Genomic DNA, 21,285 nt, shown 5'->3' on the forward strand with positions numbered 1-21,285 from the left:
ATGACGCAAACTTCTGATTTTGATGCGACTAAAATTGATTTTGATACTATTCTAAATAGCATTCCTAGTATTAATATGGGCGCACGCTCAGCAAATGCACCGCTTACCCAAAGCTATGACAAAGGTCCTGATGTGCCGCTCATTGAAGCGACTATCGGTGACTTTTTTGATGCGATTGTATCCAAATATCCAGAGCGCGAAGCGTTGGTGTCTCGCCATCAAAACATCCGCTGGACTTACCGCGAGCTGCAACAGTAAGTCAATCAGCTGGCTAGTAGTATCATTGAGATGGGACTCGAAATCGGTGACCGCATCGGTATCTGGTCACACAACAATGCTGAATGGCTATTAATGCAATTAGCAACGGCAAAAGTCGGTGTCATTCTTGTCAATATCAATCCTGCCTATCGTACCTTTGAGCTGCAATATGCCTTGAATAAATTGGGCTGCTCGGCGCTTGTGCTCATGCGCCATTTCAAAACCAGCGATTACGCCAGTCTCATCAGTGAACTGTGTCCTGAGATTTATCACAAAGACTACACCCAGCTTGATTTGGTCGAGATTCCAACGATTGAGCGTATCATCTGGATTGATGAGCCTGACAGTGAAGAAACCTTTGGCTTTATGCATAAATTCTCTGCATGGATGGCAGAAGGCGATGCCAACGATCCGCGTGTTGCAGAGCGCCAAGCCCAGCTCAAAAACACCGATGCTATCAATGTCCAGTTCACCAGTGGTACGACTGGTACGCCAAAAGGTGCGACTTTAAGCCATCGTAATATTCTTAACAACGGTTACTTCATCGGTGAGTCTATGAATCTCACAGAAGAGGATAAACTGTGTATTCCGGTGCCACTCTACCATTGCTTTGGTATGGTGCTTGGTAATTTAGCGATTCTCACGCATGGTGGCTGTATCGTTTATCCGAACGATGGTTTTGAGCCGCTAACCGTATTGCAAGCAGTGGAAGAAGAAAAATGTACGGGTCTGCACGGCGTGCCAACGATGTTTATCGCTGAGCTTGACCATCCGGAGTTTAAAAACTTTGATTTATCGACTTTGCGTACGGGCATCATGGCAGGCTCTAGTTGTCCGATTGAAGTCATGCGCCGCGTCATCGATGAGATGCACATGAGTGAGGTCACCATTGCGTATGGCATGACAGAGACCAGTCCAGTATCTTGCCAGACCAATGAACATACGCCGCTTGATAAGCAAGTATCGACCGTTGGTTTAGTACAGCCTGCGCTTGAAGTCAAAGTCATCAATACTGAAACCGGTGAGACTGTCGCATTGGGCGAGACCGGTGAGTTACTGACACGCGGTTATTCAGTAATGAAAGGCTATTGGGGCAGTCGCTTCAAAACCCGCGCAGCCATCCAAGATGGTTGGATGCATACGGGTGATTTGGCAACGATGGATGAAGATGGTTATGTCAAAATCGTTGGTCGTAGTAAAGACATGGTTATTCGTGGCGGCGAGAATATCTATCCGGTCGAAATCGAAAACTATCTCTATCGTCATCCAAAGATTCGTGATGTACAAATCGTCGGTATTCCTGATAAAAAATATGGCGAAGTATTAGCGGCGTGGATCATTCCTAAAGAACCAGACAGCTTGACGGAAGAAGAAGTTCGCCAGTTCTGTAGCGAGCATATTGCCCATTATAAAGTACCAACTTATTATCGTTTCGTGACGGAATATCCAATGACCATCACTGGAAAAATTCAGAAATATAAAATCATTGAGCAGATGAAAGAAGAGCTGGGTTTATAGAAATTTAACCACTCTTATCTGTTATTTTATGAATAAGATATATAAGTAAAAGCTAAAATAAAGCATAAGATAAAGAAGCCACTTGCATTTACGCATTAAAGAAAAGGGATATCATGAGCGCTATCATAACCAGTAAACTGAGTCCAAACTCAAGCGACTTTCAGCAAAATAGTGCCGCAATGCAAGCGGTGGTTGATGACTTATATGGTCACTTACGTAAAGTCGTGCAAGGCGGTTCAGAGCGTGCGCGTGCCAAGCATTTAGCCCGTGGTAAACTCTTGCCTCGTGAGCGTGTCGAGCGTTTATTAGATGTGGGTACGCCATTTTTAGAAGTGGCACCGATGGCTGCACACGATATGTATGGCGAAGAGATTCCTGCTGCTGGCGTGATTGCGGGTATCGGTCGTATCAATGGTATTGAGTGTATGATCGTCTGTAACGATGCCACGGTAAAGGGCGGCACTTATTATCCAATGACGGTCAAAAAACATCTACGTGCGCAAGAAATCGCGCAAGAAAACAATTTGCCTTGTGTCTATTTGGTGGATTCAGGTGGGGCCAACTTACCCAATCAAGATGATGTGTTCCCTGATAAGGAACACTTTGGTCGCATCTTCTTTAATCAGGCCAATATGAGTGCCGCTGGTATTCCGCAGATTGCTGTGGTTATGGGCAGCTGTACGGCTGGCGGGGCTTATGTACCAGCGATGAGTGATGAGTCGATCATCGTCAAAGACCAAGGCACCATCTTTTTGGGTGGTCCACCACTGGTCAAAGCGGCGACAGGTGAAGAAGTTACTGCTGAAGACTTGGGCGGCGGCGATGTGCATACCCGTCTGTCAGGGGTTGTCGATCACTTAGCACAAAGCGATACCCATGCATTGTCGATTGCGCGCAACATCGTGAGCCATCTAAATCGTCCTGCGAAGCAAGTGCCCAATCAAATCAAACCGCGTCCACCACGCTATGATGCCAAAGAGCTATATGGCGTCATTCCAACGGACAAGCGCAAGCCATTTGATATCAAAGAAATCATTGCTCGTATCGTCGATGACAGTGCTTTTGATGAATTTAAAGCGCGATTTGGCATGACGCTGGTTTGCGGATTCGCTCATATCGAAGGGATGCCAGTCGGTATCATCGCCAACAACGGCATCTTATTCAGTGAGTCAGCGCAAAAAGGCACGCACTTCATTGAGCTATGTTGCAAGCGCAAAATCCCATTGATATTTTTGCAGAATATCACTGGCTTTATGGTCGGCCGTAAATACGAAAACGAAGGCATTGCCCGTCATGGTGCCAAAATGGTCATGGCAGTGGCCAATGCTAAAGTACCAAAATTCACGGTCATCGTCGGTGGCTCATTTGGTGCTGGTAACTACGGCATGTGTGGCCGCGCTTATAGCCCGCGCTTTTTATGGATGTGGCCAAATGCGCGTATCTCTGTGATGGGCGGCGAGCAAGCAGCATCAGTATTGGCAACAGTCAAGCGTGACAATTTTGATCGTAAAGGCGAGGCATGGAGTGATGATGATGAAGCCGCATTCAAAGCGCCGATTCTCGATATGTATGAAAAGCAAGGTCACCCATATTATGCCACCGCGCGCATGTGGGATGACGGCGTGATTGACCCTGCTGATACGCGTCATGTATTGGCATTAGGGTTAAGCGCTGCCTATAACGCTCCGATCGAAGAGACGACTTTTGGTGTTTTTAGAATGTAGTCATTCTAAAGTTTGCCTAAATAATGAGATATAAAATATAGAGAAAGTTATGCAAAAAGACAGTGATAAAAATTATAAAAGCTTACTGGTTAAAGTCGAACAGCACGTTGCTACAGTGACGTTAAACCGTCCTGAGATACGTAATGCTTTTAACGATGAAATGATTGCCGAGTTAACCGATGCATTCAATACGCTTGGCGCTGATGATGAGGTACGTGTCATTGTGCTAGCCGCTGCTGGCAAGGCCTTCTGTGCGGGTGCTGATTTAAATTGGATGCGTGCCATGGCAGATTATAGCTATGAAGAGAATCTAGCAGACGCCGATAAATTGGCGCAAATGCTCAAAACTATTTATGAATGTCCTAAGCCAACAGTTGCTGCTATTCAAGGTGATGTTTATGCTGGTGGCATGGGTCTGGTCGCTGCTTGTGATGTGGCCATCGCCGTTAAAATTGCTAACTTCTGCCTCAGCGAAGTGCGTTTAGGGTTAGCCCCTGCAACGATTAGCCCTTATGTTATCCGAGCATTGGGTGCTAGAGCATCGCAGCGTTACTTCTTAAGTGCTGAAGTGTTTGATGCCAAAAAGGCACGTCAGCTTGGTTTTATTCATGAGCGTGTTAGCGAAGAATCACTTGACGATGAGGTTGCTATATTCTGTAGCAAAGTTGTCAAAAACAGCCCTGATGCAGTTAAAACCTGTAAGCAGCTATTACACAATGTCGCGGGTGCGCCCATCACTGATGAGCTGATTGCCGATACGGTAAAAGGCATCGCTGATATTCGCTCATCAGAGCAAGGTAAAGAGGGCGTGCAAGCCTTTTTGCAAAAACGTAAGCCCAATTGGCTGACGGCAGATTGATAATGCACGAGAGATAAATGAGTCAATAGACAAGACCTCAAATAAAAACGATAACACACAGGGATAGTTATGTTTTCTAAAATTCTAATTGCCAATCGTGGTGAAATTGCTTGCCGAGTGGCTGCGACTGCTAAGCGTCTTGGCGTCAGTACCGTTGCTGTTTATTCTGATGCTGACCGTGAGGCCAAGCATGTCGTTGTCTGTGATGAGGCTATTTATTTAGGCGGTTCGGCACCGAAAGACAGCTACCTAAAAGGCGATGCGATTATCGCGATAGCGCTTGAGACTGGCGCACAAGCGATTCATCCGGGTTATGGGTTTTTAAGTGAAAACGCGGACTTTGCGCAAGCCTGTCAGGATGCAGGACTGGTATTTATCGGTCCATCGGCTGATGCTATCCGTGCCATGGGCGGCAAATCTGAATCCAAGCGGTTGATGGAGATAGCAGGCGTACCACTGATACCGGGCTATCATGGTGACAATCAAGATGCCACATTCTTACAACAGCAAGCAGATGTTATTGGTTATCCAGTATTAATTAAAGCAAGTGCAGGTGGCGGCGGTAAAGGCATGCGTATCGTGGAGCAAAGCAGCGATTTTACTGACTTGCTAGATTCATGCCGCCGTGAAGCCATTACCAGCTTTGGTGATGATAAAGTGTTGGTTGAAAAATACGCATTAAAACCGCGCCATATCGAAATCCAAGTATTTGGTGATACGCACGGTAATTATGTGCATTTGTTTGAGCGCGATTGCTCTGTGCAACGTCGCCACCAAAAAGTATTAGAAGAAGCGCCAGCTCCAGGCGTTGATGTTGCAATGCGTGAAGCAATGGGAACTGCTGCCATCGAAGCAGCACGTGCGGTCGATTATGTTGGCGCAGGCACGGTCGAGTTCATCGTTGAGCAGCGCGAAGATTCTATGGATTTTTATTTCATGGAAATGAATACGCGGTTGCAGGTTGAGCACCCAGTCAGCGAAGCGATTACCGGTGTCGATTTGGTCGAATGGCAGCTTTTAGTTGCGGCAGGTCAGCCATTACCAAAAGCTCAAGCCGACCTAACTATCAACGGTCATGCAATTGAGGCGCGTATCTGTGCTGAAAATCCTGACAATAGCTTCTTGCCAGCGACAGGTACGTTGTTTACGTATCAAAAACCTGAACACAGCACCTTTATGATTGATCAAAATGGTACTGGTGTACGTATCGATGATGGCGTGCGCGAAGGTGATATAATTAGCCCGTTCTATGACTCTATGATTGCCAAGCTTATTGTTCATGCACCAACGCGAGAGCAGGCATTAGCAAAGCTTGATCGTGCATTAGCACAAACGCGCATCGTAGGTTTGCCAAATAACGTAGCGTTTTTGCGCTACATTCTAAATACTGAGTCATTTAGTCAAGCCAATCTTGATACCGCGTTGATTGAACGCGAGCGTGATGAGTTATTTGATCAACATCCGCTTGAATTATCGACGCTGGTTGTGACCGCCATTACTCGTCAGCTTGCGAGCGAGATGGTGACGCAAGAAACAGGTATCGATCCATTTAGCAAACCTACCGGCTTCCGTGCTTATAACGATTACACTCGCTCATTCAGCTTGGTTTATGATGAGAGTGCTTATACGGCCCGCATGAGCAACTGGCACAATGCAAATTGTTCTGACAGCAAAAAAGGCAGCGATAACCTTAGTAGCTTTACGCTTGTTATTGAAAAGGAAATCGCTAACACGCAGGATAATAGCAATATTAATGTCGCTGCTCAGACCGAAACGGTCTATGAAGGTCAAGTGAGCTATGCCAGTAGCGACGAACACAATCATACGTTATGGTTAGATGATGCACGTACTAGTGCGCAAAGCTGGGTGCTTAATGAGACCGTTTATGTGTTCACAGACAGTGGTTGTGACGAGATTGCGCTTGTTGATATCATGGCGCACGTAGGCGAAGAGTCTGCAGCAGTCGGTAGTTTAAAGTCACCGATGCCAGGACAGGTTGTTGCCTTTAAAGTGGCAGTTGGCGATACTGTGAAAAAAGGCGAGCCGTTAGCAGTCATCGAAGCCATGAAAATTGAGCATACTATTACTGCGCCGACGGATGGCGTGGTGGCAGAATTGCTATTTGCAGCAGGTGACTTGGTCGCTGATGGTGACGAATTATTACGCATTGATGCTGAAAGCGAATAGCTTAATAACAGGTAAGTAATAAAAAGGATGATAAGCATGAGCCATTCGTATCCAAGCCATGTCAGAATCGTTGATGTCAGCCCGCGTGATGGGCTACAAAACGAGTCAATGACGGTACCGACTGAGGTTAAGCAAGCGCTTATCAATGATTTGATTGCGGCAGGTGTCAAAAAGCTAGAAGCAACCAGTTTTGTCTCGCCAAAATGGGTGCCACAAATGGGCGATAATAGCGCGCTGCTTGACGCACTAGCGCCGACGCGGCATGCGGATATTTGCTACTCTGTACTCGTGCCAAATATGCGTGGCTTTGAAAATGCCATCTTGCATCGTCCTGATGAAATCGTTATTTTTGGCTCAGCCAGTGAAACCTTTAGTCAAAAAAACATCAATTGTAGTATTGATGAGAGCATTGAGCGTTTCGCGCCCGTTGCCGTTGCGGCAAAAGCGCAAGGTATCAAAGTCCGCGGCGTGATCTCTTGTACAGTTGGCTGTCCTTATGAAGGTGACATTGACCCAAGCCAAGTAGCTTACGTGACTAAAAGATTGGTTGAGATTGGTGCTGAGCAGATTGGCATTGCCGATACGATTGGTGTTGGTACACCGATCAAGGTGCAACGCGCCTTACAAGCCGCATTAAAATATGCTGATATCTCTATGCTATCGGGTCATTTTCATGATACTTACGGTCAAGCATTGAGCAATACGCTAGTCGCACTACAAATGGGTGTTAGCGAGTTTGATACCTCAGTGGCTGGACTGGGCGGCTGTCCTTATGCCAAAGGCGCAACGGGTAATGTGGCAACCGAAGATGTGGTGTATATGCTGCATGGTATGGGTATCAGTACAGGTATTGATTTGGATAAACTGGTCGTGGCAGGCGAGCGTATCAGTGCGTTCTTAAAGCGCCCAAATGGCTCAAACGTGGCACGTGCCATCATCAATAAACGTCAGTCTTAATTAGTATAGTGGATTGGCTATGACATAAAAAATGACATCAGAAATACAGTGACTTCAAAAAACAAATTAGAATTCAAACGTTAAAAATGTCAGAATATCAAAACACAAGGAATGGTTATGAGTTTACCTGGATTGAATTTTCAGCTTGGCGAAGATATCGACGCCCTACGTGATGTCGTGCAGCAGTTTGCGGCAAATGAAATCGCACCACGTGCAAGCGAAATTGACAGTAGCGATGAGTTCCCAATGGATCTATGGCAAAAGATGGGTGACATCGGTCTACATGGTATTACCGTTCCTGAAGAGTACGGCGGCTCTAATATGGGCTACGTCGCACATATGGTTGCAATGGAAGAAATCAGCCGTGCTTCAGCATCGGTCGCGCTAAGCTATGGTGCGCACTCAAACCTATGTATCAACCAAATCAAACGCAATGGTAGTGAAGCACAAAAACAAAAGTATTTGCCAAAGCTGGTCAGCGGTGAGTTCATCGGTGCCTTGGCAATGAGTGAGACGGGTGCTGGCTCAGATGTCGTCAGCATGAAGCTCAAAGCTGAAGAAAAAGATGGTAGCTATGTGTTAAACGGCAGCAAAATGTGGATTACTAACGGCCCTGATGCGAATGTGATGGTGGTCTATGCCAAGACCAATCCTGAAATGGGTGCCAAAGGTATGACGGCCTTTATCGTTGAAAAAGGTATGGAAGGCTTTGGTACCGCGCAAAAGCTCGATAAGCTCGGCATGCGCGGTAGCCATACTGGTGAGATGACTTTTAACAATGTAAAAGTACCAAGCGAAAATATCTTGGGCGGTCTCAATGAAGGCGTTAAGGTACTGATGAGCGGACTAGATTATGAGCGTGCGGTATTAGCAGCTGGTCCTATCGGTATCATGCAAGCAGTGATGGATAATGTCGTGCCTTATATTCATGATCGTAAGCAATTTGGTCAAGCGATCGGTGAGTTTCAGCTTATCCAAGGTAAAGTCGCAGACATGTATACGATATTGCAAGCAGGTCGCAGCTTCTTGTACACCGTCGGCAAAAATCTCGATATGTTGGACGCGCGCGGTGCTGGTCATAGTCGAGAAGTGCGTAAAGACTGTGCTAGTGTGATTCTATGGTGTGCCGAAAAGGCTACGTGGATGGCAGGTGAGGGCATCCAAATATTTGGCGGTAATGGCTATACCAACGAGTATCCACTTGGTCGCTACTGGCGTGATGCCAAGCTATATGAGATTGGAGCGGGTACCAGTGAGATTCGTCGTATGCTTATCGGTCGTGAGCTGTTTAATGAGACTAAATAACGTTAACACAGGCTAGATTGATCAACATGGCTTTGGGCTGTGCGAGGTAACGGCTGGAAAAAAATAAACAATTGTGCTAAGGTACGGTTTTATTTTTTGGTTAACAATAATCGATTAATAAAGCTGACCCTTAGCTTTTTTTATCCGCCATATTTATCAGATACTGCTTATGATGCCGACTACTACTACCGCGCTTAAAAGACACTTAAAAATACGCCTTCGATTAACTATCATTTCTGCGCTGACAAAGGCGATGCTAGTACTGAGTATATTTTCGGCACACATTGCAAATGCTGAAATAGCAGACTTATCACCAGCGCAACCTGTCATCCAGTTTGCGACTTCTGATGCGAAGTGGTTACGTCAGCCAAGTTTTAACAATCGCCACATTCGTGCTTTAGGGGGTTATTGCGATCCGGAAGAACCTTGCAAAAAGAAGCGTGTTCAAATGGAATTCTTATTAAGGGTAAATCAAGAAGGCAAAGTCGCCAATATTACCGTATTAAAGAGTAGCGGTTCCGATAGAATTGATAGTGGATTTGAAAAAGAACTACGTCGTTCTCTTTTTAAACCATTTAGAAAAGATAGTAAGACAGTAGTAGGTAATGTCACCATCCCAATAGTCTTTGAGTATTAATAAAGCTTAAACGATAATAAAAAAGCAGTACGCTTAAGACGTACTGCTTTTTTATTAATCATTTTATAAGGTTAATAAAGTGATTACGACTGTTTGGTATGATCAAAATAGCGTGCCAAGCCATTTAACAATAAATCATCACGCAGCCGCACTGGACGGTTAACATGCTGCGAGATAATCGCTGCATCGCCACCCGTCATGATGACTTCAAAGTTGGGATGGCGATGGCTAATCTCATTGATGGCACCGACAATAGAGAGCAAGATACCACGATGTACCGCGTCTTGTGTGGTCATGCCTTGACCGACACTATCAAAGGTGCCGTTAGAGATAGTAATTTGCTTGGTGCCTGAAAATAGTGACTCGCGTTGCAGATAAATACTGGGGAAAATATAACCACCCAAATGCTCAGCATGGTCAATTAAGTCTATGGTCACTGCTGTACCACAGCCAATCACGCACTGGCGTTTCTTCTTATCCACGGCGCCGAGCATCTGTAGCCAACGATCACAACCGAGCTGTTTGTCATTATAAGCACTCTTCATCAAAGCGTGCGCCGCATCGACATGGACAAACTCAAACGGAATATTCAGACGACCTAATGTCTCTGACACTTTAACATTCAAATCGTCGCCCAGTACCGATGAGATACCAATAAAATCAGGTGCGTAACGCTCGAAGCGATCGGTCAAACCCATCAGTAGTTCGGCAGGCGCTTGCAAATGTTGTTTGGCATCATGCGCGACTATTTGTCCGATATCATCGGTGAGCCAGTATTTTAGACGGGTGTTGCCAAGATCTAACCAGAGCATAAAAATCCCTTTATATCGTGCCCATTGGGTCTTTGATTTAAGCCTTATCAATAACGTCGATGCGTCCGGTAAAAAGCGCAGAAATCTTACCGTTATCTTGACGCAATTGCAAACATCCATGTGTATCAAGACCACAAGCATAACCTGTGATGCTATCTGTTTTACCGTTATGCTCTTGAGTAACGTGCAAGCGTAATCCTGCCAGTGCATCCATCGAATCAAACTGTTTTAAAAAGCTGTCCAAATTATAGCTTTGACCAGTGGGCTTCTCTAATCCTAGGTGCTCAAAGCGAGTCATCGCGGCTAGCAGTGCTTTACTCATTTGTTGGTACAGTATTTTTAGGCTTGGTAGGCTCACAATATCTGTCTCTGGTTTTAGCTTCTCATAAATATCCTGTAGGCTAATCGCCTGATAACTCATGCCTTCACAGGTTTGCGCAGTGAGTTTGGGCGTTGCCTGTACATTAAGTCCTACGCCCATCACCACGCCGACCAATTTGCCCGTTTGGGTAACAGGTTCTATTAAAATACCCGCAAGTTTATTAAAGGGTAGGGTCTGTGCTGCCAGTTTAGGCTCATTTAACACTGAGTCAGATGGTGGTTGATAAAAGCCCAAATCATTTGCCCACTTCACGCCGATTGGCGTCAATCCTTGCGTGCGCAATTGCTCATTTAATATTTGAATAACGGGCATTTTTGCCAGTTCAACACCGATGATTAATGACAGTAAACCGCTAATCGGCAGATGAACAGGATGATATAACGACAGATAGACATTGCCGCGTGGTGATTGCCACGAGCGCCCGTGTTGTCCACGACCTGCGCTTTGGGTTTCAGCGGTCAGTAAATGCATCTGCGCAGCATTTAACGTGCCATGTTGCACGTCTGCTATCAGCTCGCTATTGGTAGAGGCACTGCTGACAAGGTGGCGATGGTTCAGCTGTGGTAAATGATGAAGCGCTAATGAGTCGTCAGAAAAATTGGAAAATGGCGGCATAAGTTTCGTCGATGTGGTTAATATGGCGTGGATAATCTTTGTTATACTGGGCGATTGTCATGAGATTGTCGCGATTAGACAGTATCAAATAAACAGCATAAAGGTCGGATTATGATTTAGCAAATGCGATAGGCAAGTGATTATAAAACTAAAGAATTTTTATAAAAATAAGTACGATAAAGGGCTGATTCGATGATGTTATATGTATGGTTTGTGATTGCAGGGGCATTTGCGGGTGTCAGTGCTGGTCTATTTGGCGTTGGCGGCGGCATGATTATCGTACCAGCATTGGTATGGATTTTTACCGCTTATGATTTTTCACCAGAAGTGGTGACCCATTTGGCGATTGGTACATCACTGGCGACCATCGTTGTGACTTCGATCAGCTCAATGACTGCGCACAATAAGCGCGGCGGCGTGCGTTGGGAAGTGTGGCGCAAAATGGCACTCGGCTTGGTCATCGGTAGTTTGGTGGGAGCAGGTATCGCTGATATGATTGATGGAAAAGTATTGCAAGCCATCATCGGTGTCGGCGCGTTATTGGTTGCTTTAAAAATGCTGTTTTTGTCCAATAAAGAGCAGCTGGGTAAACCGCTACCGTCAACTGGCGTACAGTTCGGCGCGGGTACAGGGATTGGCATGGCGTCGTCTATTTTTGGTATTGGCGGTGGCAGCTTAACCGTGCCGTTTTTGAATTGGGCAGGGTTACCGATGAAGCAGTCGGTCGGCACGTCTGCCGCTTGTGGATTGCCGATTGCATTGGCTGGTGCGGCAGGGTTTGCATGGTTCGGGCAAGATGTGGTCAACCTACCTGAGGGCACGATAGGCTTTGTGCATATTACGGGTTTTTTATGTATTTCCGTCGCTAGCTTTGCGATGGCAAAAGTCGGTGCCAAGCTTGCGCACCAGTTGCCTGCGCTGACGCTTAAGCGTGCCTTTGGGGTGTTGTTATTGTTTGCAGGCGGGCAGCTATTGTTAAGTGGGATTGGGGTGATTTAGTTTTGGTTTAGGAAAGTAGTTATTAATCAATAAATTGAGGGTTTAATATGGCTATTGTTGATTTATTTCATAAAAGGCAGAAGAAGCTCCGAGGTGAGTATCCTGATGTTTATCAATACGATGAATTACCAGATAAACTAAAAGTCCAAATGGTTCACTTATGGGATGAAACAATAAAAGCGGACTATTCAGGCGGTGGTTGGAATCCTAGCAGCTTAAATCGTGAACATTTGAAAAAATGCTACAAGAGTCTATGCAAAGAAATAGGTGTATTTAAACTAAATGAAGAAGATAGCGATAATGAAATTTATATCACCTACTTTGAAAGTATTTCTAACTATTTTTTAAGTGAAGACAATACTGAACAAGCTCTAAGTGTTATAGAGTTGATGATGCAAACTATTTCAAGCTTCGCTAGAGAATATAGGTATAAAGTTTCTATAAACGTTGATGAATCTATCAATGAATTGAACCAACGTTTTCGTGAGCATGGCGTAGGTTATCAATACGAGAATGGTCAAATTATTAGAGTCGATTCTGAGTTTATTCATGCTGAAGCAGTTAAGCCAGCTTTACAGTTACTAAGTAATCCAATATATAAAGGTGCACAAGAAGAATTTTTAAAGGCTCACGAACATTATCGTCATGGTCGTTACGATTCAGCACTAACAGATTGTCTTAAAGCTTTTGAAAGTACCATGAAAATCATAATCCACAAGAGAAGTTGGGTATGTGATAAAAATGCAGCTTCAAAGAAGCTTATTGATTGTTGCTTAGCTAATGAATTGATACCAAAGTTCTGGACAGATCAATTTAATTCATTAAGCAATATACTTACTTCGAGTATAGGTACACCTCGAAACAAATTGAGTGGTCATGGTAAAGGTAATGATGACATAGAAGTTCCTGAACACCTTATTCAGTATGTGCTACACATGACAGCCTCTACCATTGTATTTTTAATCAAAGCAGATGAAAGCATGAAATGATTATTTCCTATCAATCGCATCCAGCCCCAAACGCATCCATTTTCTTGCTAGCTCATCATGGTCGCTGAGCATACTCCATAGCGCATCTTCACTAAAGATAGAGTATTCATCACCTGAATGTTCAATTGGCAGATCCGTTTCACGATCTGTCATCCATTGCAGATTGAGATAATAATCTTTCAACTCATTTTGCAATGCTTCAGCTTGCAAAAACTGCTGCTGCGCTTCGAGTTGCTGGCGATGCAGTTTGCACCATTGCTCGTATTTTTGCTGTAGTTCTTGCGGATTATAGTTAGGCATTTTTATACTCTTATTTTTTGATACTTAGACGAATGATTATTATTTTCAGCCCTATTATAGCATCCTTCACAAACCCTAAAAATCCGTCACAATTTCAGGTAGAATAGCCGCCTGTTTTCGCCATATTTACTGATCCTTCATGCGCCTAAAATCTCTCAAGCTGGCAGGCTTTAAATCCTTTGCCAATCCTACGACTTTTACCTTTCGTCATGGTATTACCGCCATTGTCGGGCCGAACGGCTGTGGCAAATCTAATGTCATTGATGCCATTCGTTGGGTGCTGGGTGAAACCTCTGCCAAGCAGCTGCGTGGCGGCGCGATGAGTGATGTCATCTTTGCTGGCACGCAAGATAAATCCGCCAAAAGTGTCGCCAGTGTTGAGCTGACCTTTGAGCATACGCAAGATGAGCAGACTGGTATTCGCCATGAATTTAATCTGTATCAAGAACTGTCCGTTCGTCGTCAGGTAAATAAGGAAGGTCGCTCAGATTACTTTATCAATGGTACGCGTTGCCGTCGTCGTGATGTGGTCGATGTATTCTTGGGTACGGGACTTGGCGCACGTAGCTATGCGGTGATTGAACAAGGCATGATTGGGCGTATCGTTGAGTCTAGCCCGATGCAGCTGCGTGAGTTTATCGAAGAGGCAGCAGGAGTCTCACGCTATCAAGCGCGCCGCGAAGAAACGCAAAAGAAGCTCGAGAAAACGAAAGATAATTTAGCACGTCTGCACGATATGCAAAGCGAGCTGGTCAGCCAACAAAAGCGCTTATCTAAGCAAGCCGCCAGTGCTGAGCGTTATGAGGAATTAGCGCTAACACTAGCTGATATCAAGCAGCAGCTTGCCATTCAGCAGCTCTATCAAGCCAAGCATACTCAGCAGCAGCAAAAAATAGCGCATGAGCGCAGCGCTACTGAAGTATCAACTTTACAAGCCAACTATGACACCCTAAAAGCCAAGCAAGATAAGCTTGCTGTTCATATCAATCAAGAGCAATGGCTAAAAGACGATGCCCAAAGCGCCCATTATCAACAGCAGCTAAGCTATCAACAAGCAGAGCATCAATTAGGTGATGCCAAGTCACAGCTGACCGATATTGAGCAGCAACTAGCCAGCTTGGATCAACAACGTCAGCAAGCAGTCGATGAGATAAATCGCTTAAAGGCTGAGCAAGCCGAGCAGCAGACTGTGCTAGAAGGATTGCGTCCTAAGCTCAATGAATTAACGAATAAACGTGAAGCGCATAAACGCAACGAGCAACCATTGCAGCGCGCCTACCATGACGCGCAAAATCAGCTATCACGCTTGCAAGATAATGCGCGCATGCTTGAACAACAGCAAGCCATTAATAGCCAAGCACAAAAACGTTATCAGCAAAATCATGATAAGTGGCAGCATCGTCATACAAACTGGCAGCATTTATGGCAGCAACTACAACAGTCGCTATCAACATCTAGCAATAATAAGGGCTCTGATGCACAAGCGCCAACGGATGCACAAAACCTACAGCAGACGTTAGCGGCGCAAGTTGCCGAGCTAAATAAACAGTTGCAGCAGATTGAACGCCAACAAGACAGTGTGAATGAGCGACTGTTTGAGCTACAACCGCAAGCGCAGGATTTACAACAGCAATTACACACGCAGCAGCGCGAGTTAAGCGAGAGTGAGAAGCGCCACGCCGTATTGGCGGGTGAGTACGATACCCTGCATCAAATATTGAATCCTAAGCCGACACCAAAATCGCAACCGCTTGTTCATGCAAAAACTGCTGATGTTAAAAGTGATTTAGAAAATGAAATAGCTAGCGATTATAACGAATTAGCCATTACCACCTTGCGTGACCAGATTGAGTTAAGCGCGAAAGGGCAGCAGCATGCAGAGCTACTTGATAGCGTATTGGCATTGTGGCTAGATAGCCATGTGCTGATTTCTAACCAAACGAGCAGTGAAAAGATTAATGATGACTCTCAAAAAACCGATAGCTTATGGCAGGTGCTTGAGCATGAGTTGAAAGATTTATTTGTATATCAAAATGCGCAGTATGGGCTTACTACTAAAGAAAATAAATCGCAGCTAGAAAATGGTCATAGCTTATGGCTATCTGCTAAGAAAAATGAGGTAAATACCAAGCCACTGGTTAGCGAATTGCCTGAGAGTTTGATTGATAAAATACTGCCTTTATCACAGCTGATTAGCGCACCGAACTTAGCGCTTTGGCAGCAGTGCTATTTATATATTGCACAGCCTGAGACAGCTAATCAGCAAACGTTAGAAGCGCTTGCTGAGATTTTAAAAGTATTGCCATCTTCAGCTATTTTACTAACGACTGACGGCTGGCTTATCAGTCGTCAGGGTACGATGAATCTAAGCAAATTCGCTGGTGCGCAAGATGGGAAAAATGGTAGCAATAACAGCAACAGTCAATTTTTAACCCAGCGTTTGCAGCAGCGCAGCCGTCTGCAAGCGTTAGAGAATTTGCTCGATAGTTTTGAAACCAAGATACAAGACCAGCAAAAGGCGATTGCTAATAACCAACGTAACTATGATGCAATGACTGTCAGCTTAGAAGAAACGCGCGCGCAAGCTGAGCAATTAACCCGCGATAAGCATCAGTATCAGCAAAAGCTCACTACTCAGCGCGCCAACGCTGAACGTTTGCAAGCGGACAGCCACCGCCTCAATGCTGATAAAGCAGCCCTTGAGCAAGAGCAACAGGAGCTGGTGCAGGAACAACAATCGCTCAATCATGAGCAGCAAGATATCCAAAACAAAATAGCAGCGCTAACGCCACAAATCGCCGATGCTCGTGCGGCAACTCATCAATTACAAGCTGAGCGCAGTGAGCTAAGTCGTACCCGTCAAGCGGATGATGACGCTTGGCAAGCCTTGCAACTTCGTATTCAACAAAGTGAGATGCGTTTAGAGCACAGCGCTAGCAGTCTTGCGCGTGCAACCGAGCAATTTGATAAGTCGCTACAAAGCGAGCAAAATCTAAAGACGCGTCATGAGCAGCAGCAAAATACATTGCCAGCACTGCAAGCTGCATTACAAACAGCACAGACCGCGCGCGATGAGCAGCAGGCTGTATTAGCAGGACGCGAGACCGCATTAACGGTGCTCAAGCAAGAATACAATCAGCAGCAAGTAGAGCTAGATAGCTTACAAAACACACTGCAAACCCAGCAAAATGCGCTTGCTAACCACTCGACCGAGCTGGCACTAAGCGCTGCAAAATTAGAGGATGCTAGTAGCCATACGCAAGAAGCGCTAGATGCTTACTATAATATAAGTAATAAATATAAAGCACAATCAGACATAGCGCAGCATCCACAACATCAGCAACAAGTGATGAGCGTCTCAAACTTATTGGCAGATTTTATTGCGCATGACCGCCGTGTGCGCCCAGATAAAATCGCTGAGCTTGAGTCTGAGCGCGTGCAGCTTGAGCAGCAGCTAAGTAAAATTGGCGCAGTCAACTTGGCAGCCGTGGCAGAGTTGGCAGAAGTTAATGAGCGCCTACAACCACTCGCGCAGCAGACAGCCGATATTGCTGCCAGTATGCAGACGTTAACGGAGGCGATTGCTTCGATTGATGAGACCACCAAGACGCTATTTATGCAGACGCTCGATGCCGTCAATATTGAGCTTGCCAATTTATTTGCCAAAGTGTTTGGTGGCGGGCAAGCCAGTTTAACGCTCAATACGGATGATATGCCTGTTAGTGCACCAAAATCAGAACAGTGGCGGGCAGGGCTAACCTTGATGGCACAGCCAAAAGGCAAACGTAATAGCCGTCTCGCTGTGCTGTCAGGCGGCGAAAAGACGCTTACTGCATTGAGTTTGATTTTTGCGATATTTAAGCAGCATCCTGCGCCATTTTGCGTACTGGATGAAGTGGATGCACCACTTGATGACGCCAACGTCGCTCGCTTTACCAGTCTTATTCATGAATTAGCAGACGATTTACAGTTTATCTTTATCAGCCATAATAAATTAACGATGCAGATTGCCGATGAGTTAAAAGGGGTTACTATGCCAAGCGCGGGCATTTCTATCTTGGTCAGCGTCTCGCTTGATGAGGCGTCACGTTATCTTTCTGATTAAGAGCAGCGCTGAATAGCAAAAATAATTGATAACTGGTAGCAGTTGTCGGTGGTATAGTTAGAAATGATGTGCCAATATTACAACGTCACGCAAGTGTGTCAGCCTCACGGTAAACGATGACTATATGGTGACGATATTCATTAGCCATGCTAGACTATTGCCATTTATTCCCTCTTATGTATTCCCTTTTGTCATATATTAGGATGTATCTCTTATGACCGCTATTCAGTTTATATTGATTGCCATTGCCGCATTTATCATGCTTGCAGGGCTATTTATGGTCATTCGTAGCTTTAAGCGCCGCAACAATGCTGAAGCGGTAGCGGTCAATTATGATAAAAACGGTATTCCTATCATACCGCGTCATGAACGCAATATCGTCGATCAGCCAGACTTGGATGATACAGTCGCTGGCGAAACAAGTATCGCCCCTGATCGCAGTTATCTAAATGCGGTGGTCGAAGACGAGCCTTTGACTCAATCTCATACCCATGTTGATACGCAGCTGACAGCTGAGCATGCGGATGTTAATGACAGCGATACTGACACAATAGATGATGCTGACTATGTGCGCTGGCAAGCAGAGCAGCAGCGTGCTGACAACAGCGAGTTTGCAGAAGCCGCTGAGCAAATGCATATCGAGCAAGAGCAGGATGCGTTTTCAAGCTTGATGTCCGCAACTGACAGCTTGATGCCCTCTATTGATACCGCAGATGAGCCAAGCTTCGATAATAACAGTCCGATACTCGATCAGCATCTCTCAGAGCCAGTGGATGAAGCGCAAAACGGTCCACTCATCAATGCCAAAGACAACATCAATATCACTATTTTGCCGCATCAATATCGCGACCGTCCAGCCGCGATTATCCGTGGTCGTGATTTATTGGCATTAATTGATAAGTATGGTCTGCGCTATGGCGCGATGAACATGTTCCATCGTTATGAGCAAAAAGACGGCACAGGTATGCTATGGTTTAGCATGATGGGTATCACCGATAGTGGTATCGCGCCTTTTGATCCGCATAGCGTGGCGACCAATACTTATAATGGCGTGGTAGTATTCTTATCGCTGCCGCATCCACAAGCGCTGCGTAGCTTCGATAGTATGATGAGTATTGCTTACATGATGGCAAGTGATTTGGATGCCATTATGCTCGATGAAGAGAACGAACCAATCACCCCTGAATATAAACAGCAATTGCGTAACCAAGTTCGCGATTATGAAGGTTAGTTTTAATGTATGAATACAGGTTTATTAATAAAAGCTGATTCATATTAGCAGTATTCTAAAAGGCAAATAGCGCTTGACGTTATTTGCCTTTTTTAATGGGCTTTAGTTTCTGAAAAATGCTAGAGTTGGTTCAAGATAATTTAGATACAAGGAAGGTGAGTGAAAGTACTACACATAGTAGACTGAGCGAGCCTGACACAGTATCTAAATTATCTTGAACCGACTATATCCGAGCATCCTACAAACTTGTTATCATATCGGCATCTTGAATTGCAAAGAAAAAGACGCCGACTATGACTGACCCTATCTCACCGCTTACCTCTAAAAACATTAATAAAGACATTAATAAAGACATTAATAAAGACATCAATACTACCAACCCTATAAAAAATAATGATGCTATCGTCACCCAGATGCGCACGTTTATCGATGCGCTTAAGCAGCACAATTATGCCTACTATGTGCTTGATAATCCTATTTTAGAAGACAGCGAATACGATCAGTTGCGCCGCTCTTTATTGGCGCTTGAAGAACAATATCCAGATTTGGTACAGCCAGACAGCCCAATCAATCAAGTTGGCGACATGCCGCTATCGGCTTTTACTCAAGTCACTCATGATATTCCGATGCTCTCGCTTGGCAACGTCTTTGATTATGATGAATTACATGGCTTTATGCGCCGCGTGAATGATCGTCTCAATGATGCGCAGAAAAACCCTGAATATGAGATGGAGCTAAAGCTAGATGGCTTGGCGGTATCACTCAAGTATGCTCATGGACAATTTATAAAAGCGGTCACACGTGGCGATGGACAAACGGGCGAAGATATCACCCAAAATGCCAAAACCATTCGCAATTTGCCACTTTGGCTCGCGGCTGCAAGCGAGATTCCATTATTAGAAGTGCGCGGTGAAGTGCTGATGCCGAAAGCGGGCTTTGAGCGTTTGAATCGCCTTGCTGAAGAAAAGGGCGACAAAACCTTTGCCAATCCACGCAATGCTGCCGCTGGGAGTTTACGTCAGCTAGATCCCGCCATTGCTGCTAGCCGTCCGCTCGCATTTTACTGTTATTCAGTCAATCAAGGGTTGCCTGAGCATCTCAAAACCCAATCAGCAGCGCTTGCTTGGCTAAAAACCATTGGCTTTACCGTCAGTGCAGTCGAGGTGGTACAAAATCCACGCGAGGCTCAAGCCTATTATGAATCGGTAAAGGAGACACGTGGCGAGCTACCGTTTGAGATTGATGGCATGGTCATCAAGGTAAATAGCTTGGCGTTGCAGCAGCAGCTTGGTTTTTTATCACGTGAGCCGCGCTGGGCAACCGCTTATAAATTCCCTGCCGAAACCGTCATGACACGCTTGCATGCTATCGAGTGGCAAGTCGGACGCACCGGCGCGATTACGCCCGTTGGTAAATTAGAACCCGTGAAAGTCGGTGGCGTCACGGTCAGCAATGTCACCTTGCATAACTTTGGTGAGATTCAGCGCTTGGATGTGCGTGCAGGCGATATGGTCAGCGTCCACCGTGCAGGCGATGTGATTCCTAAAGTGACCCGTGTTTGGACAGATCAACGTCCAGAAAATTCTCAACCCGTTACATTGCCATCGACCTGCCCAGTATGCGACTCACCTGTGGTGTTACCCAAAGATGAAGCGTTGGCGCGTTGCACTGGTGGGCTATTTTGTCCCGCGCAGCAGGTCGAGGCGCTCATCCACTTTGTCTCGCGTCGGGCAATGGATATCGATGGATTAGGCGCAAGTTGGCTGATTAGCTTTTTTGAGCATGGCTTGGTGAAGACAGTCGCTGATATCTATCAATTGCACAATCATCAAGACGAGCTGATTACGCTTGAGAAACTGGGCGAAAAATCAGTACAAAACATCCTCAGCGCTATCGAAGCCAGTAAGCATACAACACTCGCGCGCTTTATTTATGCGCTGGGTATTCGCGGTGTCGGTGAGACGACGGCGCAGAATTTGGCGCAGCAATTTGGCGACCTTGATAGCCTAATGGCTGCTGATATCGATAAGCTACTGCAAACGCCTGACGTCGGTGCGATCACTGCTGAGCTTGCTTATAAATTCTTCCGCGCACCGCACAATATCGAAGTCATCACTGCATTGCGAGAAGCTGGCGTACATTGGGATAAGGTTGAGCAAGTCGCATCAGAAGGACTGCCACTCGATGGGCAAACGTGGGTCATTACGGGCGCACTTGATAGCATGGCGCGTGATGAAGCCAAAGCCAAGCTGCAAGCGCTCGGTGCAAAAGTCTCAGGAAGCATATCAGCAAAAACCACGGCTCTACTGGCAGGTGATAAAGCTGGCTCGAAAATGGTAAAAGCGGAGAAGCTGGGCGTCAAAGTAGTGGGTGAGGATGAGTTTTTGGCGATGGTTGGGGAGTAGGG

14 protein-coding genes and 1 pseudogene are annotated in these 21,285 nt (G+C 45.5%); 12 read left to right on the forward strand and 3 right to left on the reverse strand.

The features are described from left to right. The 7 genes and pseudogenes from AK822_RS02050 (at position 1) to AK822_RS02080 (ending at position 9,445) form a co-directional block, all read left to right on the forward strand. Positions 1–1,776 (forward strand): annotated as a pseudogene (locus AK822_RS02050) (AMP-binding protein). Positions 1,777–1,889: 113 nt separating this feature from the next. Next, a complete protein-coding gene (locus AK822_RS02055) occupies positions 1,890–3,500 on the forward strand; it encodes a carboxyl transferase domain-containing protein (protein WP_060490394.1) in 1,611 nt (536 codons plus the stop codon). A gap of 49 nt (positions 3,501–3,549) precedes the next feature. After that, positions 3,550–4,359 (forward strand): enoyl-CoA hydratase/isomerase family protein, encoded by an 810-nt coding sequence (locus tag AK822_RS02060; protein ID WP_060490395.1) that lies wholly within the window; start codon positions 3,550–3,552, stop codon positions 4,357–4,359. Between the two features lie 69 nt (positions 4,360–4,428). Then, positions 4,429–6,546, forward strand: a complete 2,118-nt coding sequence (locus tag AK822_RS02065; RefSeq protein ID WP_060490396.1) for an acetyl/propionyl/methylcrotonyl-CoA carboxylase subunit alpha — start codon at positions 4,429–4,431, stop codon at positions 6,544–6,546. 36 nt (positions 6,547–6,582) lie between these two features. After that, entirely contained in the window at positions 6,583–7,503 is a 921-nt protein-coding gene (locus AK822_RS02070; RefSeq protein ID WP_060490397.1) for a hydroxymethylglutaryl-CoA lyase, read from the forward strand. A gap of 117 nt (positions 7,504–7,620) precedes the next feature. Further along, positions 7,621–8,808 (forward strand): isovaleryl-CoA dehydrogenase, encoded by a 1,188-nt coding sequence (locus AK822_RS02075; RefSeq protein WP_060490398.1) that lies wholly within the window; start codon positions 7,621–7,623, stop codon positions 8,806–8,808. 169 nt (positions 8,809–8,977) lie between these two features. Then, on the forward strand, positions 8,978–9,445 hold the full coding sequence (locus tag AK822_RS02080) for an energy transducer TonB (protein ID WP_060490399.1): 468 nt from the start codon (positions 8,978–8,980) through the stop codon (positions 9,443–9,445). An 83-nt stretch (positions 9,446–9,528) separates the two neighbouring features. On the opposite strand, the gene AK822_RS02085 is transcribed toward AK822_RS02080, so the two are convergent. Together AK822_RS02085 and AK822_RS02090 are read right to left on the reverse strand one after the other, a co-directional pair. Next, a complete protein-coding gene (locus tag AK822_RS02085) occupies positions 9,529–10,257 on the reverse strand; it encodes a pantothenate kinase (protein WP_060490400.1) in 729 nt (242 codons plus the stop codon). A 37-nt stretch (positions 10,258–10,294) separates the two neighbouring features. Further along, positions 10,295–11,254: a biotin--[acetyl-CoA-carboxylase] ligase gene (locus tag AK822_RS02090; RefSeq protein WP_060490401.1), complete on the reverse strand. Its 960-nt coding sequence runs from the start codon at positions 11,252–11,254 to the stop codon at positions 10,295–10,297. Positions 11,255–11,449: 195 nt separating this feature from the next. On the opposite strand from AK822_RS02090, the gene AK822_RS02095 reads away from it, so the two are divergent. Together AK822_RS02095 and AK822_RS02100 are read left to right on the forward strand one after the other, a co-directional pair. Next, positions 11,450–12,253 (forward strand): sulfite exporter TauE/SafE family protein, encoded by an 804-nt coding sequence (locus tag AK822_RS02095; RefSeq protein WP_060492142.1) that lies wholly within the window; start codon positions 11,450–11,452, stop codon positions 12,251–12,253. A 47-nt stretch (positions 12,254–12,300) separates the two neighbouring features. Then, a complete protein-coding gene (locus AK822_RS02100; RefSeq protein ID WP_060490402.1) occupies positions 12,301–13,242 on the forward strand; it encodes an STM4504/CBY_0614 family protein in 942 nt (313 codons plus the stop codon). Here AK822_RS02100 and AK822_RS02105 read toward each other — a convergent pair whose 3' ends face one another. Beyond that, positions 13,243–13,542, reverse strand: coding sequence for a DUF4298 domain-containing protein (locus AK822_RS02105; RefSeq protein ID WP_060490403.1), 300 nt, complete (start codon positions 13,540–13,542; stop codon positions 13,243–13,245). It abuts the gene before it with no gap. 139 nt (positions 13,543–13,681) lie between these two features. Between AK822_RS02105 and AK822_RS02110 the strand changes: the two genes are divergently transcribed. The 3 genes from AK822_RS02110 to ligA all read left to right on the forward strand — a co-directional run bounded on the left by AK822_RS02110 (position 13,682) and on the right by ligA (position 21,283). Next, entirely contained in the window at positions 13,682–17,647 is a 3,966-nt protein-coding gene (locus tag AK822_RS02110) for an AAA family ATPase (protein ID WP_060490404.1), read from the forward strand. A 214-nt stretch (positions 17,648–17,861) separates the two neighbouring features. Further along, a complete protein-coding gene (locus AK822_RS02115) occupies positions 17,862–18,878 on the forward strand; it encodes a cell division protein ZipA (protein ID WP_060490405.1) in 1,017 nt (338 codons plus the stop codon). 293 nt (positions 18,879–19,171) lie between these two features. Then, entirely contained in the window at positions 19,172–21,283 is a 2,112-nt protein-coding gene (gene ligA / locus AK822_RS02120; RefSeq protein WP_060490406.1) for an NAD-dependent DNA ligase LigA, read from the forward strand. Positions 21,284–21,285: the final 2 nt, after the last annotated feature.

This window comes from Psychrobacter sp. P11F6 (assembly GCF_001435295.1).
Lineage (GTDB): Bacteria > Pseudomonadota > Gammaproteobacteria > Pseudomonadales > Moraxellaceae > Psychrobacter.

Bases quoted from the DNA above. Each gene is read 5' to 3' on its own strand.
- AK822_RS02060 (WP_060490395.1), top strand. From the start codon at position 3,550: ATGCAAAAAGACAGTGATAAAAATTATAAAAGCTTACTGGTTAAAGTC.
- AK822_RS02070 (WP_060490397.1), top strand. From the start codon at position 6,583: ATGAGCCATTCGTATCCAAGCCATGTCAGAATCGTTGATGTCAGCCCG.
- AK822_RS02110 (WP_060490404.1), top strand. From the start codon at position 13,682: ATGCGCCTAAAATCTCTCAAGCTGGCAGGCTTTAAATCCTTTGCCAAT.
- AK822_RS02085 (WP_060490400.1), bottom strand. From the start codon at position 10,257: ATGCTCTGGTTAGATCTTGGCAACACCCGTCTAAAATACTGGCTCACC.
- AK822_RS02055 (WP_060490394.1), top strand. From the start codon at position 1,890: ATGAGCGCTATCATAACCAGTAAACTGAGTCCAAACTCAAGCGACTTT.
- ligA (WP_060490406.1), top strand. From the start codon at position 19,172: ATGACTGACCCTATCTCACCGCTTACCTCTAAAAACATTAATAAAGAC.
- AK822_RS02095 (WP_060492142.1), top strand. From the start codon at position 11,450: ATGTTATATGTATGGTTTGTGATTGCAGGGGCATTTGCGGGTGTCAGT.
- AK822_RS02090 (WP_060490401.1), bottom strand. From the start codon at position 11,254: ATGCCGCCATTTTCCAATTTTTCTGACGACTCATTAGCGCTTCATCAT.
- AK822_RS02075 (WP_060490398.1), top strand. From the start codon at position 7,621: ATGAGTTTACCTGGATTGAATTTTCAGCTTGGCGAAGATATCGACGCC.
- AK822_RS02100 (WP_060490402.1), top strand. From the start codon at position 12,301: ATGGCTATTGTTGATTTATTTCATAAAAGGCAGAAGAAGCTCCGAGGT.
- AK822_RS02065 (WP_060490396.1), top strand. From the start codon at position 4,429: ATGTTTTCTAAAATTCTAATTGCCAATCGTGGTGAAATTGCTTGCCGA.
- AK822_RS02080 (WP_060490399.1), top strand. From the start codon at position 8,978: ATGATGCCGACTACTACTACCGCGCTTAAAAGACACTTAAAAATACGC.
- AK822_RS02115 (WP_060490405.1), top strand. From the start codon at position 17,862: ATGACCGCTATTCAGTTTATATTGATTGCCATTGCCGCATTTATCATG.
- AK822_RS02105 (WP_060490403.1), bottom strand. From the start codon at position 13,542: ATGCCTAACTATAATCCGCAAGAACTACAGCAAAAATACGAGCAATGG.